General features: G+C 65.0%; 12 protein-coding genes. 2 read left to right on the forward strand and 10 right to left on the reverse strand.

Annotated features, from left to right (window positions below; all coding sequences use genetic code 11):
• Positions 1-52 precede the first annotated feature (52 nt).
• Entirely contained in the window at positions 53-709 is a 657-nt protein-coding gene (locus OPV09_RS03325; protein ID WP_070301649.1) for a pyridoxamine 5'-phosphate oxidase family protein, read from the reverse strand.
• A 109-nt stretch (positions 710-818) separates the two neighbouring features.
• On the opposite strand from OPV09_RS03325, the gene OPV09_RS03330 reads away from it, so the two are divergent.
• Positions 819-2,306: a PLP-dependent aminotransferase family protein gene (locus tag OPV09_RS03330; RefSeq protein WP_338680534.1), complete on the forward strand. Its 1,488-nt coding sequence runs from the start codon at positions 819-821 to the stop codon at positions 2,304-2,306.
• 10 nt (positions 2,307-2,316) lie between these two features.
• Here OPV09_RS03330 and OPV09_RS03335 read toward each other — a convergent pair whose 3' ends face one another.
• The 8 genes from OPV09_RS03335 to OPV09_RS03370 form a co-directional block, all read right to left on the reverse strand.
• Positions 2,317-3,096 (reverse strand): spermidine synthase, encoded by a 780-nt coding sequence (locus OPV09_RS03335; RefSeq protein WP_219330261.1) that lies wholly within the window; start codon positions 3,094-3,096, stop codon positions 2,317-2,319.
• A 59-nt stretch (positions 3,097-3,155) separates the two neighbouring features.
• Positions 3,156-3,680, reverse strand: a complete 525-nt coding sequence (locus OPV09_RS03340) for an FxDxF family PEP-CTERM protein (protein WP_219330262.1) — start codon at positions 3,678-3,680, stop codon at positions 3,156-3,158.
• 237 nt (positions 3,681-3,917) lie between these two features.
• A complete protein-coding gene (locus OPV09_RS03345; protein WP_425324020.1) occupies positions 3,918-5,249 on the reverse strand; it encodes a sensor histidine kinase in 1,332 nt (443 codons plus the stop codon).
• Positions 5,249-6,601 (reverse strand): sigma-54 dependent transcriptional regulator, encoded by a 1,353-nt coding sequence (locus tag OPV09_RS03350; protein ID WP_338680536.1) that lies wholly within the window; start codon positions 6,599-6,601, stop codon positions 5,249-5,251. Before OPV09_RS03350 ends, OPV09_RS03345 begins: the two co-directional genes overlap by 1 nt.
• Before the next feature lie 28 nt (positions 6,602-6,629).
• Positions 6,630-7,868 carry an ABC transporter permease gene (locus tag OPV09_RS03355; RefSeq protein ID WP_338680537.1) on the reverse strand — a complete coding sequence of 413 codons (1,239 nt, stop codon included), beginning with the start codon at positions 7,866-7,868 and terminating at the stop codon, positions 6,630-6,632.
• Positions 7,869-7,896: 28 nt separating this feature from the next.
• A complete protein-coding gene (locus tag OPV09_RS03360; protein ID WP_072457727.1) occupies positions 7,897-9,219 on the reverse strand; it encodes an ABC transporter permease in 1,323 nt (440 codons plus the stop codon).
• A 9-nt stretch (positions 9,220-9,228) separates the two neighbouring features.
• The gene (locus OPV09_RS03365) at positions 9,229-9,945 is read right to left on the reverse strand and encodes an ABC transporter ATP-binding protein (protein WP_070301644.1); all 717 of its coding nucleotides are present in this window, start codon (positions 9,943-9,945) and stop codon (positions 9,229-9,231) included.
• Between the two features lie 34 nt (positions 9,946-9,979).
• Complete coding sequence (locus tag OPV09_RS03370; RefSeq protein ID WP_338680540.1) at positions 9,980-11,245, reverse strand: efflux RND transporter periplasmic adaptor subunit; 1,266 nt, start codon at positions 11,243-11,245, stop codon at positions 9,980-9,982.
• A gap of 157 nt (positions 11,246-11,402) precedes the next feature.
• Between OPV09_RS03370 and OPV09_RS03375 the strand changes: the two genes are divergently transcribed.
• Positions 11,403-13,076, forward strand: a complete 1,674-nt coding sequence (locus OPV09_RS03375) for a MutS-related protein (protein WP_338680541.1) — start codon at positions 11,403-11,405, stop codon at positions 13,074-13,076.
• A 9-nt stretch (positions 13,077-13,085) separates the two neighbouring features.
• On the opposite strand, the gene OPV09_RS03380 is transcribed toward OPV09_RS03375, so the two are convergent.
• Complete coding sequence (locus tag OPV09_RS03380) at positions 13,086-15,011, reverse strand: phosphoethanolamine transferase (RefSeq protein WP_338680543.1); 1,926 nt, start codon at positions 15,009-15,011, stop codon at positions 13,086-13,088.
• Between the last annotated feature and the right edge of the window lie 244 nt (positions 15,012-15,255).

Genomic DNA, 15,255 nt, shown 5'->3' on the forward strand with positions numbered 1-15,255 from the left:
AATTGGTGGCGATCGCCATCAACGCCGATCATCGGTCAAGCACGCTGGCCGGTCAAGCGGATTCCGTCCCCCATGCGGCGGCATACGCGGGCATGTCGCAGGTGTTGAGCGCATCGGCGACGGCCGCGCCACGGCCGTGCGTAAACGGCAGTTCGCCCGTCCAGACGGCATGCGCCATGTCGCCAGCATCGTCGAGCGGGCCGCCCTTGCGCTGCTTGACGGCGTATTCGTCGAGCGCGATGCGCAGCACGGTGGTGGCCGCGTATTCCTTGGCGTTGCCGCCACGCACGTGCGCCAGGCGTCCCGGCATTAGCTTTTCCATCAGCGCGTCCATGGCCGCATGCTGCTGGCCGATGTCGCTGACTTTTTCAAACCGCCCGTACACCATCGCCGAACGGTAGTTCATCGTGTGGTTGAAGGCGGAGCGCGCCAGCACCAGGCCGTCGAGATGGGTGACCGTCACGCATACGTCGCTGTCTTGCAGGAGCTTGAGCATGCGGCTGCCGTTCGAGCCATGGATGTACAGGTGGCCATCGATGCGCCAGCAGGCGGTCGGGATGCAATGGCTGCCCTTGTCGTCGTGGAAGGCGATATGGCACAGGTAGGCGGCATCGAGGATGGCGTACAGGGCGGTTTGCTCGTAGCTGGCCAGTTCGGCGACGCGGCGCACGCGGGTACGGGGGCTGGGAGGCAGGGCGGTAGTGGTCATGGCGGAAGTCCCGTTGGTTGAAGAGGAAGGCCGCACTATAATCGGCATCTGGCCCTGAAAAAAGATCCAGAACCGATAAATAATGTAGAGCCATAGTTGAGGGAGCCACATGGATTTTGCTTTGCTGCTGAACGCATTCGAGCGCACGCACCGCGAGCGGGGCTGGCCGCGCCAGCGCCTGCTGCATGAATGCCTGCGCGCGGCGATCCGCGGCGGCCAGCTGGCCCCTGGCACGCGCCTGGCCGCCACGCGCGTGCTGGCCGCGGAACTGGGACTGGCGCGCAATACCGTGCTGTACGCCTACGAGCAATTGGCCAGCGAAGGGTTTGTCTTGCCGGACCGGCGCGGCACCGTCGTCGCCGGCAGCGTGGGCGTGCCGGAAGCGGCACCTGCTGCCGGCGGCAGCAATGACGGCTTGTCGCGCCGCGCCCGGCGTTTGCGCGGCGTGGCGGGACAGGATGCCGGCGCGGCGGTGGTGTTTCCCGCCGACGCCATGGGCGCGTTCGCGCCTGGCGTGCCGGCGCTCGACGAATTTCCGCTGGCGCAGTGGCGGCGCATGCTGGACCGCGCATGGCGCGCGCTGACGCCGCGCCAGCTCAATTACGGCGACCCTGCCGGCGAGCCGCAGCTGCGCATGGCCATCGCCGACCATTTGCGCGCAGCGCGCGGCGTCGTCTGCGATGCGGGCCAGGTGTTCATCACGGACGGCACGCAGAGCAGCCTCGATGTCTGCCTGCGCGCCTTTGCCGACCAGGGAGATACCTTGTGGATCGAGCATCCCGGCTATGGCGGCGCGCTGGCGGCGGGCCGTGGCGCCGGCTTGCAGGTGACGGGTATCGCCGTCGACATCGATGGCATCGCGCCGACGGACGACGACTGGCGCGATACGCCGCCGCGCCTGATCTACACGACGCCGTCGCACCAGTATCCGACGGGCAGCGTACTTAGTCCCGCGCGCCGCATGGCGCTGCTCGAACGCGCGCGCGCGGCCGGCGCCCTGATCATCGAAGACGATTACGACAGCGAATTTCGCCATGGCGGCCCGCCCCTGGCGGCCATGCAGGGACTGGTGGCCGACGCGCCCATCGTGTACCTGGGCACCTTCAGCAAGACCATGTTCCCCGCCTTGCGCCTGGCTTTTATCGTCGTGCCGGCGGCGCTGGCCGGGGCCTTCGCGCAGATGCAGGCGCAGGGCGCCGCGCGGGGCCGCGTGGCCGAACAGCTGGCGCTGGCCGAGTTCCTGCGCAGCGGCCTGTTTGCGCGCCATGTACGCCGTATGCGCCGCCTGTACCGCCAGCGCCGCGACGCCTTGAGCGAGGCACTGCAGCGCCATGCGTGTGGGGGCGCGGCCATCCATGGCGGCACGGCCGGCATGCACCTGGCGCTGCGTTTTCACGATCGCGCATGGGATGACCTGGCGCTGAGCCGCCGCGCCGCGCAGGACGGCATCGTGGCGCTGGCGCTGTCCGCCCATGGCACGGGCGAGGGGACGCGAGAAGAGGCAGGCTGGAACGGTTTTCTGCTCGGCTATGCCCAGGTACCGGCCGAGAATATGGATGGCCTGGCGCGCCGCCTGGGCGCGCTGCTGCCGGCGTGATGCGGTTATCTTATTGCTGGTCCTGCATCCACTGTTTCAAACCGTTGACCCAGTTCTTGGCGGGCAGGTTGAATTGCTTCTTGATGGTGGCGGCGCGTTCGTATAGCTCGCTGAAGTCGAGCGATGGCGATTTTTTGAAGGCCAGCACGACGATGTTTTCATCTTCCATTTCCGGCACCCAGACGACGGCGTCGAAGACCAGTTCCATCGCCTGCAGATTCTTGTCGTAGTTGGGGAAGTCGCCGAAGACATTCGTGCACATGATGCCCTCGTCCGTCAGGCAGTCGAAGCATGCCTGGTAGAACTCGGGCGTGTCGAGCACGGGGCCGCGCGCGTCTTCATCGTACAGGTCCACCTGCAGCGCGTCGACGGTGCCATGGTTGGCCGGGTCGAGCACGAAGTCGAGCGCATTCATTTCGCGCACATCGAGGCGTGCGTCGTTCGGCGGCAGCGCGAACTGGGCGCCGCAGATGGCGATCACGTTCGGATTGAGTTCAATGGCCGTGACCGAGGCATCGGGGAAGCGGCGGTAGCTGAACTTGGTCAGCGCGGCGCTGCCCAGGCCCAGTTGCACGATGCGTCTGGGCTGCGTCTTGAACAGTATCCACATCATCATCATCTGCACGTATTCGAGTTCGATGGCATCGGGTTTGTCGAGGCGCATGGCGCCTTGCACCCACTTGGTTCCCAGGTGCAGGTAGCGGATGCCGCGGTGTTCGGTGGTGGTGGCGGGCGGGTGGCCCGGGTGGCTGAAAGCGGTATGGCTGGTGGAGGTAAAGTCGGTCGTCATGGCGCCAGTTTAGCAGCCGCCAAAGAAAAAGACGCCGTGGCGTCTTTTGGGTGGAGCGCTCAAGATTGCTTGCGGCGCCGCGCCAGGAAGCCGAGTATGCCCAGGCCGGCCAGCAGCATGCCATAGGTTTCCGGTTCAGGAACGGGAGCCAGGTTCAGGTTGAAGACGCCGCCATAGCTGCCGCCCTTGGTGTTGCCGATGACGGTGAGGACCAGCGGGCCATTGAACAGGAGGTTCGTCGGCGCCAGGACTTCGCCCTGGGCATAGCCAAAGACGGTGGGGCCGCCAAAGCCGGTCAGGCCGATGCCATTCAGGTTGGCGCTGGTGAAGCTGATGGAGGAACTGTCCGAACCCGTGACGGACAGGTTGGCCAGAAAGGCTTGCGCGGTGGAACCGAAGGTCGCATCGGGTGTGAACGTGAAGGTATCGGTGAAGTCGCCGAGCGGACTGGGCACGGCGCTGAAGCCGCTGGTCCACAGATTGCCCGTGGTATTGACGAGGTTGACGATGTAGTCGGCGGCACTGGCGCTGCCGATGGAAGCAGCGCTCAGTACTGCCGCTGCGATGAGTGATTTTAATTTCATGTTGATCCCCGCGAAAAGACGATTGATGTTTCAAAAAAACCGTACCGCGCTGATAAATTATCGCTGAGACATCACGTTGTCAATTAGTTATTTCAATATCATTATGCAAACTCAAATAGCTTATTTCTAACGCACGGGCATGGGACGTGAGTGATTTCAATATTGACAATTTTTATTGTCAATATTTTACTCAAAATCGTCCGGGATTTTGTGGTCTAAAAATCGTTACGCTGGGAACTAATTTCTGTCCAGCAAGGGAAGAATCAAGGTCACCGCCAGGCCGCCACCTTCGCGGTTGGCCAGGGTGATGCGCCCGCCATGGGCTTCGGCGATTTCGCGCGCCAGGGCCAGGCCTAGTCCCGTGCCGCTGCGCTTGGTGGAATAAAACGGCACCAGCGCGTTTTCCAGCACGGCACCGCTCATGCCCGGCCCGCGGTCGCGCACTTCGATGCGCAGCTGGCCATGCGCCTGGCTGACGTGCAGGCCGATATGCTCTTCCCGCGAGCCCGATTCCAGCGCATTCTTGAGCAGGTTCAGCAGCGCTTGCTGCATTTGCGCCGCATCGAACAAGGCCGCTTGCGCGGGCGGCGGGGCGTCGAGCGTGAAGGCCGCTTGCGAGGCCAGGCTGTCAAGGAAGAGGGGCCATTCGCATGGCGCCAGGCGCGGCGCGGGCAACTTGGCAAAGCGCGCATAGCCGAGGATGAAGGTTTCCAGGTGACGCGTGCGCTCTTCGATGGTGGCGAGGATTTGCGGCAGGCGCTCCGTCTGGCCGCGGCGCACCAGCTCGGCGCCGGAGTGGGCCAGCGAGGCCAGTGGCGCCAGCGAGTTGTTGAGTTCGTGGCTGATGACGCGGATGACTTTTTTCCAGGTCTGCACTTCCTGCCGGCGCAGTTCCAGGGTCAGCTGGCGCAACAGCAGCAGTTCGTGCTTGCGTCCGTTCAGGCTGAAGCTGCGCCGCGCCAGGTGATACACCTCTTCCTGTTCCCCTTCGCCGCTGGTAAACAAGCCGTCGTTGCGGCGCGCCAGCGCTTCGGCCAGGGCCGGCGCCGCCTGCTGCACGATGTCGGCCAGGTGATGTCCTTCCAGCCGGCGTCCCTGGTGCAGCAGCTGGCGCGCGGCCAGGTTGGCGTAGACGATGGCGCTGCCCTCGGCCACCAGCAGCATGGCCACCGGCGTGTTTTGCACCATGGTGTCGAGCAGCAGTTCGCGCTGCACCAGGTCCAGGCGCTGCTTGCGCAGCACGTCGCCCAGCGCATTGTGGGCCGCCACCAGGTCGGCCAGCTCATCGTCCTGCGGCCAACGCAGGCTGAAGCCGAAGTCGCCGTCCTGGTAGCTCGTCACTGTGCCGCTCAAGGCGCGAAACAGCGACAGCATCGATTGCAGCTGCGCGCGGATGGTGATGACGGCCACCGGCAGCACGCACAGCAGGGTACCGGCCAGCACCAGCAGCGGCCGGCCTGGCAAAAAGTGCGCGAGCAGCAGGGCGATGACGATGCCCAGCACCAGCAGGGTGACGATCAGCGCCGTCCAGCGCGTGAGCAGCGAGAGGCGCATGGGGCGGTATCCCATCAGCCGCGCGCGATGCCCAGGCGTTCCATGCGGCGGTACAGTGCCTGGCGCGACAGCCCCAGTTCCTGCGCCGCCTGCGCCACCACGCCGTGCGCACGCGCGAGCGCCGCGGTGACGCTGTCGCGGTCCGGTTCCGTCGCGGCGCCATCTTGCGGCGCGCGCGGCGATGCCATGCCGGCCAGCGGCAAGCCCGTTTCCTGCGCGCCGATCACGGGGCCGGGCGTCAGCAGGCTGGCGCGCTGCATGACGTTTTTCAGTTCGCGCACATTGCCCGGCCAGCCGTGCGCCAGCAAGGTCGCCTGCGCCTGCGCGTCCAGCGTCTTTTCGCCGCCCAGGAAATGCCGTGCCAGGAACAAGATGTCCAGCGGACGCTGCGCCAGCGCCGGCAATCGCAGTTCGATCACATTCAGGCGGTAGAACAGGTCTTCGCGAAACGTGCCGGCCTTGATCATCGCCGGCAGGTCGGCGTTGCTGGCGCTGATGACGCGCATTTTCACTTGCCGCTCGCGGTTCGAGCCGAGGCGCTCGAAGCGTCCCGTTTCGAGCACGCGCAGCAGTTTCATTTGTCCGGCCAGCGGCAGGTTGCCGATCTCGTCGAGGAACAGGGTGCCGCCGTCGGCCGCGTCGAACTTGCCGTCGCGTGCGCGCGTGATGCCCGTGTAGGCGCCCGCTTCCGCGCCGAACAGTTCCGCCTCGATCAGTTCCACCGGCACGGCGCCGCAATTGAGCACGACGAAAGGGCCGCTGGCGACCTGCGAATTGGCTTGCACGATGGCGGCGATGCGTTCCTTGCCGCTGCCGTTCGGCCCCGAAATGAGCACGGGCACGTCGGCGCGCGCCACCTGGCACGCCAGGTGCACGACTCGTTCCGTGGCCGGGTCTTGCCATACCATGCCGCGCAGGTCGAAGTCGTGTTCCAGGGCGTGGCGCTGGCGCTGTTCGGCCACCACGCGCTGGCGCAGCGCGCGGTTGGCCTGTCCCAGTTCCAGCAGGTTCTGCACGCTGGCGATCAGGCGCCGGTCATCCCATGGCTTGGCCAGGTAGTCGGCCGCGCCGGACTTGATCAGGTCGACGGCGGCGTCGAGCTGGGTCCATGCCGTCAGCAGGATCACGGGCAGGTCCGGGTAGCGCGCGCGGATCGCATGGAACAGCGCGCCGCCTTCCTCGCCCGACGTGGTGTCGGCCGTGAAATTCATGTCCTGCACCACCAGGTCGATGGCGTGGCGCTCGAGCAGCTGCAAGCCTTCCTCCGGCGAGGCGGCGCGCACGGCGTCGATCTCGTGCAGGGAGAGCAGCACGTCGAGCGCGATGGCCACGGCGGCATTGTCGTCAATAATCAGTACGGTAGGCATGCGCGCAGCATATCACTGAGGTGCCGGCTCAGGCACTGCGGGTGGCAGTGGCGGGCGAAATGCTGGCCGCGCGCCATGCCGGGCCGTACACGGCGCCCACGCCCAGCAACCAGAACACGAGCGCGCCGGCCAGCAGATAGCCGGGCGGCAGCCGCGCCATTTCCAGCTGGCTTACCAGCAGCTGGTTCAAACCCAATCCCAGCAGCACGCCGCACGCCACGCCGACGCTGGTGATCATGAAATTCTCGGTCAGGAAATAGCGCAGGATGTCGATGCGGCGGGCGCCCAGGGCGCGGCGCACGCCGATCTGTTTGCGGCGCTGCGACACCCACAGGCTGGCGATGCCGACGATGCCGCTGGCGGTGACCAGCAGCAGCAGGGTCGACACGGCGATCAGCATCCACGACAGGCCCTGGTCGGCACGGTAGCGCGCCTTGCGGTGCTGTTCCAGGGTGTCGGTGTGTACCAGCAGCCGGTCCGTGCTGGACCTGCGGATGGCCTGCTCCGCCTCCTGCATCAGGCGGTCACGCTGGCCGGGTTCGGCCCGCACGGCGTACATCAGCAGGTCGCGTCCCCCCGTCAGGCGTGTCGGCAGCAGGGCCGAATACTCGCCGCGCGGCTTGGTCTGCGCGCCCTGGGTCTGCAGCCGTTCGACGACGCCCACCACGCGCAGTTCCGGGTCGTCGTTGCCGGTGCCCTGGTACAAGGTCTTGCCGACAAAACTGGTCTCGCCGGGCCAGATCTTTTGCGCCGCCGCCCGCGTCAGTATCAGCACCTTGGGCGAGCTCTCGTCGACGTCTTCGTTGATTTCGGGCACCTCGTCGGGCCGGAAATCGCGGCCTTCGACCAATTGCAAGCCATACGTCCTGATCAGCGAATCGGGACTGACATAGGTGGACACTTCGGCGCTGGCCGAAGCCTGGCCGCGCTTGGCCGACACGCTGGTACTGTGGCCGGAGCGCGACAGCACCGCCTGCGACGTTTGCGCCACCGACATCACGCCCGGCAGCGCGCGCAGCAGTGCCGCCTGGCGCTTCTGTTCCGCCAGCTGGCGCTCATGGCTGCCGCGGTTGATGTTCTGGATACTGACGTAAAAAATATCGCTTTCGGCGGCCACGCCGGTGGGCCGCGCGGCGACGGCCTGGCGCAGGTTGACGATGTGCAGGGCGTTGGCCAGGATGGCCAGGCTGATTGCCACTTGCACCGCCACCAGGACGGCGCCGGTTTTGCTGCGCATCAGCGCCGACAGGATGGGACGGATTTCCATGCTGGACCTCATGTTGGGTAAACGATGTTCATTGGGATTTGAGCTGGATCGCCGGCGTCACCTGGCAGGCGCGCCAGGTGGGCAGCAGGCCTGCCAGCACGGCGGCCAGCACCGACATGGCAAACGTCAGCAGCAGCATCGGTATGTCCATGTGCGCGACCGTGCCCAGATCCTCCGAGTGCTTGCTGACCACGGCCAGTGCGCCAAACGCCAGCAGAAGGCCCAGTACGCCACCGGCCAGGCCGATCACGGTGGTCTCGATCAGGAACTGGCGGAAGATGTCGCGCCGGGTGGCGCCCAGCGCGCGGCGGATGCCCACCTCGGACGCGCGCACGGAAAACTTCGCCAGCAGCAGGCCGATGGTATTGACCAGGCACAGCAGCAAGAAGCCGAAGGCCAGCCATGCCGCCAGCTTGTTGTCGTTGTCGACCACCTGCAAAAAGCCCATCCATTCGTTCAGGTCGTACAGGCTGTTCGGCGCATTGCGCTGCATGCGCCCCAGCTTGCGCTGCTCGCCCGCATAGGCGTCCAGGTATTGCTGCAACTGGCCGCGCTCGCCGCTGCTGGCCATCTCGAACCAGAACTGCAGCCAGGTGCAGCCCGAGGCGAGCGTGCCCTGGTAGCCGGGTGCGTTATTGTCGCCGTTGCAGCTCATGCCGCCATCGTGCACGGTCTCGTGGCGGATGGCGCTGGCGAATGGAATGAAGAATTCGTCCTCCGGCCCGAATGCCCCCTTGCTGCCGATAATGTGATGGGCGCGCGGCACGACGTCCCAGGTGGCCAAGACGCCCGTCACCATGTAGGGCCGGCCCAGCACCGTGACGCGCTGGCCGACCGGATTGGCGCTGCCGACCAGTTTCTCCGACAGCGCGCGGCTGAGCACGATCACGTCGGCGCCGCTGGCGTCGTCGGCGTCGCTCCATGGCTGGCCGTACAGGAACGGCGGCTCGAACATGGCAAAGAAGTCGCGCGTGGGCGCCATGCCCTGCGCATTGAAGACGCCGATATCCTTGCGCAAGGGTTCGACCGGGCCGGCCACGCCGAACATCACGGTGCGGCGCACGCCGATTTTGCTGCGCATGAAGTTCTGGGCGTCGATATAGCTCATCTGCATTTGCGGAAAGCCCGGCTTTTCACCGGCGACATAGCCTTTCATGGGCAGGATGTCGATCATCGGCACGAACAGGCGGTCGCTCTTGTGCGGCAGCGGGTCGCCCGACATGGCGTGCAGGATGGTGACGGTGGACACGCTGGCGGCCACGCCGACGGCCAGGGTCAGTATCATCAGCGCCGTCAGGGCGCGGTTGCGGCGCAGGCTGCGCAAGCCCAAGGTGAAATAGTAGCGGAACATGCGCTCTCCTTACGCGGTCGCGGCGTGCTGCGGCCTGGCCGACAGCGTGGCGCCGTGCTGCACCAGGTCCGACACCTGGCCGTCGATGATGTGCACGTTGCGCTGGCTGCGCAGCGCCAGTTCCGGATCGTGCGTGACCATTAGGATGGTGGTGCCTTGCGCGTTGATGTCTTCCAGCAGTTCCATCACGCCGCGCGCCATCTGCGTGTCCAGGTTGCCCGTCGGTTCATCGGCCAGCAGCAGCTTGGGCGAGCCGGCCAGCGCGCGCGCGATCGCCACGCGCTGCTGCTGTCCGCCCGACAATTCGGCCGGATAGTGTTTCATGCGCGACGCCAGGCCGACCTTGGCCAGCGCGTCCTCGATGCGTTCCTTGCGTTCGGCGCGGTTGAAGCCCCGGTAGCGCAGCGGCACGTCGACGTTGTCGAACAGCGACAGGTCGGGAATCAGATTAAAACCCTGGAAGATGAAGCCGAGTTTTTCATTGCGCAGGCGCGAGCGGGCATTGTCGTCCATGCCCCTGACGTTGACGCCGTCGAGTATGTATTCGCCGTCGGTGAATTCCTCGAGCAGGCCGGCGATGTTCAGAAAGCTCGTCTTGCCCGAGCCGGACGGCCCCGTGACGGTGACGAATTCACCTTGTTGCACATGGATGTCGAAGCCGCGCAGCGCGTGGGTTTCGATCATGTGGGTGCGGTAGACTTTGCTCAGGTTTTGCATGCGCAGCATGGAGGGCCTCTCAGGGTATAAGTTGAATGATGTGTCAGTTGAGCGAGACGCGGGCCGCGTTCTCAAAGTTTTCCGTACCGGCGATGACCACCTTGTCGCCCAGCTTCAAGCCGTCGAGGATTTCCACGGCCGACACGCTGGTCGCGCCCAGCTTGATCGGCGTGCGCATCGCCACGCCGTCGCGCACGACGTAGGCGAAACGGCCGCCTTCCGCTTCGACGAAGGAGCCGCGCGCCAGCATCAGCACATTCGGTTTTTCATCGATCAGCAGGCGCGCCGCCACGCGCTGGTTCTGGCGCAGGCCGGCCGGCTGTTCGCCGTCGAAACGCACGCGCGCCAGCACTTGGTTTTTCACCACTTCGGGCGACAGCGCCGACAGCTTGCCGGTGGCACGGATGGCGCCTGTTTCGATCTCGGCGCGCATGCCCAGGCCGATGTCGGCCACATACGTTTCCGGCACCTCGAGCTCGACTTCCAGCTGCGACAGGTCGACCAGGGTCATCAGTGCCGTATTGGCTTGCACCACGCTGCGGTTGGCCACCGATAGGGTGCCGATGAAGCCGTTGACGGGCGCACGCACGGTCAGTTCATCGACCCTGCGCTGGGCATTGTCGCGGACGAGACGCTGGCGTTCGAGTTCATTGCTCTTTGTTTTCAGGGCCAGGGTCACGTCTTCGCTTTCCAGGCCCGCCGCCTGCGAAGCGTGCTTGCTGCGGATATCGGCCGAATTCAAGGCGTCCTTGGCCTTCTGGTAATCGATCTTGGCGATGATGCCCACCTGCGCCACGCTCTCGTAGCGTTCGAGCGTGCGCTGTGCGGACAGGCGGTCGATTTCAGCCGTATCGGCTTCGCGCCGCGCCAGCAGTTTCTGCTTCTTGGCCAGGATCTGCTGGCGCGCCACTTCCGCCTCCAGCTGCTGCACGCTCGATTGTTCGCGCTTGAGTGCGTCGGACAGGTCCGGCGACTCCAGCACGGCCAGGATGTCGCCCTTTTTCACCGTGTCGCCCGCCTTCGCTTTCAGCGTGACGGTGGCCACGGTGGTCGAATACAGGGTGGGACTGATGGCGGCGACGACGCGGCCCGTGACGGCGGCGTCACGTATCAGGGTGCCGCGCGTGACATCGGCGATGCGCAGGCGGCTGCTGTTGACGGAATGCTCGCTGTTGCGCCAGCCGGCAACGGCAGCGATGGCGCCGCCGATGACGATGACGGCGCCGGCCAGCAGCAGGGCGCGTCGCTTGTGGCGCTGGCCCGGCGGGGCGGTCAGTACGGCGTCTTGGGAGGAAGTATCGCGGATCATGGTCATGTCTCGTGAAGGATACCTTTTACAATGCACGATCCATGCCAGTTATTAAGTCATTGATTTGAATCGGGAAAAATTCTGGCGTCCGGCTGTCCGCCGTGTCCGCGCTGTCCAAGCGGTGTCCGCGCGCGCGGTAATATCGCGGCGTTTGCGCATGGATCTTGATATTCTGGCAATCGACCTGATCTGCGACCCAGGCAGTGATGGCGCGCGGCGCCATGCCGGTCCCCTTCTTTGGAGCATGATGTCGCCTTCTCCCTCCCTGTTTGCCCGCCTGCGTCCCTGGCTGCGCCAGTTTGCCAGCCTGCCTGAGCCGCCGGAACTCGATTATCCATTTGCCGCCAGCGACATCGCCATGCTGCAGCGGCTCGACGGTGGTTCGCCCCAGCTTGATCGCCAGACGTGGGATGAAATGCTGCTCGACGACTATCATGCGCGACTGGCCACGCAGACCAGCATTCTTGGCCAGCAGCGATTGCATCAGCGCCTGGCAAGCGGTGCGGCCGGCGCCGTCTCGCAGGTGCGCATCGCGGCCTTGCTGGCCGCGCCGGCACAGCAGGCGGTGATCGAGCAAGCGATGCAGCCGCTGCGCACGGCGGACATGGAAGTGGCGGCGCTGTTGTGCGGCGCACCGCTGCCAGCACCGCCGTGGTGGAGCCGCTGGCTGCTGCTGCCGACGCTGGCGCTGTTGGCGTCGCTGCTGGCCGCGTGGCTGTTTGCGCCGCTGGCATGGGCCGTCGCGGTGCCCGTCTGGCTCTTGCTGATGGCGTTGCAGATGCGCTTACACGACCGTTGCAAACCGTGGGAGCGCAGCGTGTTTACCTTGCAGCAGATACTGCTGGTGCATGGCCGCCTGGGCGCGCTCGATACCGCGCTCACGGCGGAGCTGCGAGAAGGCGGGCGGGCTGCGGGCGTGATCAACCGCCAGATCACGCCAGTGCGCTGGATTAAGATGGTCCCTTTACTGAGCGAATATGACGACTGGCTCATGCTGGGCAATATCCGCCGCTACTTTCACAGCCTGCGTGTGGTGCAACGCGAACGCGCCTTCTTGCGCCAGAGTTTCCTGCTGCTGGCCGACCTGGAGGCGGACCTGGCTCTGGCGCGCCACCTGCGCGGCCGTGAAGAGTTTTGTTGGGCGCAGCAAGCCGATGCGCGGCAGTTGTCGTTTGAGGCCATGGTGCATCCGTTGCTGGACGGCGCCATGCCCCTGTCGCTGAAGCTTGATTTACGCGGCGCCTTCATTTCGGGGCAGAATGCGGTGGGTAAAAGTACCTTGTTGCGCGGCGTGGGCCTCAATCTGATCAGTGCGCGCGCCTTCGGCTTTTGCTATGCGCAGGCGGCCTGGGTGCCCATGCTGCCGCTGTATTCGAGCATGCAGAACGAGGATTCGCTCGATGGCGGCGAAAGTTTGTATATCGCCGAATTGCGGCGCGCGCGCGAATTGCTGGCATTGGCCGAAGAGGGGGCGCCGGCCCTGTTCCTGATCGACGAGATTTTCCGCGGCACGAACCACCTCGAGTCGGTGGCGGCGGCCGCCGCCGTGCTGCACAGCCTGGCCGCAGATCACCTGGTGATCGTCTCGTCGCACAATCTGGTATTGGGGCCGCTGCTGGAAGACTGTCTGGCGCCGTGGTGCGTGCGCCGCGATGAGGCGGGCGCGTTATTGCTGGCGCCTGGCGTGCTGCAGGCCACGAATGGCATCGCGCTGCTCGCGCAGCGCGGTTTTGACGCCGGTATCGCGGACAAGGCGGGGCGCGTCTTCGATTGGCTCAGCACGCACATGGCGCAGCCGGCCGATTGCGGCGGCGTGCTCGAACGGGCGTGATGGCCGCCCTTACTTGTCCTGCTTTTCCGGCGTGCTCTTGTCGATCACTTCGCGGCAATCGCCGCGGATGATGGCGTTGTCGTAGTTGGTCCAGCCGTAGCTGTCGACGTAGCGCTTGTGCTGCTTGAAGCGGGCGCTGGCGATGCTCCATTCGGGCTGTTCGCCGGCAAAGCGGATGTCGCCCAGGTCGAGCAGGGTATGGAACATGTTTTCCGTCGACAGGCGCGCCTTCTGATGGCGCCGCAGCTGCGTTACCTTGTCCGGATAGTGCTGCTGGAATTGCGGCGAATACCAGACGAAGGCGGGCACGTGGAATTCGAATTGCGTGTTGTGCCCGTGGAAGGCCAGGCGGCAGGTGCCGTCGTACAGGGTCTGGCCGTGGTCGGCCACATAGACGAGCGAGCTGCGCAGGGCCGTGCGCTGGCCGTCGTCCTTCAGCATGCCGATCACGTTCGACAGGAACCAGTCCGTGTACAGGATGGAGCTGTCGTAGCTGTTGTTCAGCTGCGGCTTGATGGCCGTGTCCGTGTAGACGGGCTTGTCGACGCCGAACAGCGACGGCTGCCACTTGTCGAAGGCCTTCGGATAGCGCTGGCTGTAGTTCCAGTGGCTGCCCAGGGTGTGCAGCACGATGAGTTTTTTCGGCGCCGGGTCGGCCAGCGCGTTCTTGAACGGGTCGAACAGGATCTGGTCGAAGTTCGAACTGTTGGTAAAGCCGCCCAGGTTCAGGAATTGCACCACGTCCGCTTCCTTGGCGAAGACGGACACGGGCGTGTCGAACTGGCCGAACGAGATCTGGTTCGACAGCCAGTAGGTCTTGAAGCCCGCTTCCTTGTAGGCGGTCAGGAAGGATTTTTCCGAGAAGCCATCCTTGAGGCTTTGCGTGGCCGGCTTGCGCGAGATGATGACGGGCACGGACAGGCGCGTGGCGGAAACGGCCGTGATGACGTCGGCCAGCGGCACCAGGTTGCTTTCCTGTTTCAGCAGGGGATTGGTGTCGCGTTCGTAGCCGTTCAAGCTCCAGCGGTCGTAGCGCGACGATTCGCCGATCACCATGACCACCACTTCCGGGCTGGTATCGGGCTGTTGCTGGTGCGCGCCGAAACGGAAGCTGCTGCTTTTCTGTCCCAGCTCGGCCAGGTACTTGCGTTCCTTGTAGAAATCGAAGCCGCGCGCTGCCAGGCCGAAGGGCCAGGAATTGCTGACGGTGTCGAAGGCGTAGGGCAGGCGCGCCCAGTGGGGCAGGCTGGGCCAGCCCAGGCCCGTTTCATCGGCGCCGGCGATGCTGGCGTTCTCTGGCTTGCTGCTTTCCTCGTCTTCCTCTTCCGTTTCATCGTCGGCCGAGCTGGCGTCGCCGAAGCCGGAAGCACCCGGCTTGGCGCTGGCCGCCGGCTTGCTTGCCTTGGCGGACGCGGCGGCGCTGTGCACGGCCTTGGCCTCGAAACCGAATTCGTAGCCATACCACCAGAAGCCGCCCAGCAGGATCAGCAGCACGAAGGCGGCCGGGCGCGTCTTGCCGCGCCAATCGAGGTCGCGCGTGCGCGTGGCCGCATACCAGCTCAGGGCGCACCAGGTGATCACGCCCAGCATGACGGCGCCCATCAGCCATACTTTTTGCCCGAGGAATTCCATCGCTTCCTTGGGGCTGGTTTCGAAGATGATGCCCAGGTGGTGCGTGGAAATGCCCTGGCCATAAAAGATGAACAGGTAGATTTCCGTCGGCAAGGCCAGGAAGGCGGGCACCAGCAACCAGTGGAAGTAGGCGGGGCGCTTGAAGATGCCCCACACGGCCAGCCAGGCCAGCAGCTCGAACGTGAGCATCTGCCACGGATGCTCGAGCGCACGCCCCAGCAGCGCAGGGATGAAGGGCACGGCCGTCAGCGAGGCATACGTCAGGAGCAGGATCAGATTGGCGGGGCGAAGCAAGGAGCGCATAAAGGAGGGCGGGAGGGCAGCGAAAAATGTCCGCTATTATCAATCCTTTTGTTGTCTTGCGGTCACACAAGAATGTGCACGGCAGATGCTTGGCCGCAGGGGAAGAATGCCAAATCATCAATCGTTTACGCATACCGGCATCCGCGCATCGGCGCCAAAAATTAGTCAAAATGCCACAAACACCTGCCATTTTTGCCTTTTTTTATAGCAAAAAGTGGTAAACCGATTGACCCCCTGTGGCACA

It is taken from the genome of Janthinobacterium sp. TB1-E2, from assembly GCF_036885605.1.
GTDB classification, from domain to species: domain Bacteria; phylum Pseudomonadota; class Gammaproteobacteria; order Burkholderiales; family Burkholderiaceae_D; genus Janthinobacterium; species Janthinobacterium aestuarii.

Bases quoted from the DNA above. Each gene is read 5' to 3' on its own strand.
- OPV09_RS03325 (WP_070301649.1), bottom strand. From the start codon at position 709: ATGACCACTACCGCCCTGCCTCCCAGCCCCCGTACCCGCGTGCGCCGC.
- OPV09_RS03330 (WP_338680534.1), top strand. From the start codon at position 819: ATGGATTTTGCTTTGCTGCTGAACGCATTCGAGCGCACGCACCGCGAG.
- OPV09_RS03335 (WP_219330261.1), bottom strand. From the start codon at position 3,096: ATGACGACCGACTTTACCTCCACCAGCCATACCGCTTTCAGCCACCCG.
- OPV09_RS03340 (WP_219330262.1), bottom strand. From the start codon at position 3,680: ATGAAATTAAAATCACTCATCGCAGCGGCAGTACTGAGCGCTGCTTCC.
- OPV09_RS03345 (WP_425324020.1), bottom strand. From the start codon at position 5,249: ATGGGATACCGCCCCATGCGCCTCTCGCTGCTCACGCGCTGGACGGCG.
- OPV09_RS03350 (WP_338680536.1), bottom strand. From the start codon at position 6,601: ATGCCTACCGTACTGATTATTGACGACAATGCCGCCGTGGCCATCGCG.
- OPV09_RS03355 (WP_338680537.1), bottom strand. From the start codon at position 7,868: ATGGAAATCCGTCCCATCCTGTCGGCGCTGATGCGCAGCAAAACCGGC.
- OPV09_RS03360 (WP_072457727.1), bottom strand. From the start codon at position 9,219: ATGTTCCGCTACTATTTCACCTTGGGCTTGCGCAGCCTGCGCCGCAAC.
- OPV09_RS03365 (WP_070301644.1), bottom strand. From the start codon at position 9,945: ATGCTGCGCATGCAAAACCTGAGCAAAGTCTACCGCACCCACATGATC.
- OPV09_RS03370 (WP_338680540.1), bottom strand. From the start codon at position 11,245: ATGATCCGCGATACTTCCTCCCAAGACGCCGTACTGACCGCCCCGCCG.
- OPV09_RS03375 (WP_338680541.1), top strand. From the start codon at position 11,403: ATGGATCTTGATATTCTGGCAATCGACCTGATCTGCGACCCAGGCAGT.
- OPV09_RS03380 (WP_338680543.1), bottom strand. From the start codon at position 15,011: ATGCGCTCCTTGCTTCGCCCCGCCAATCTGATCCTGCTCCTGACGTAT.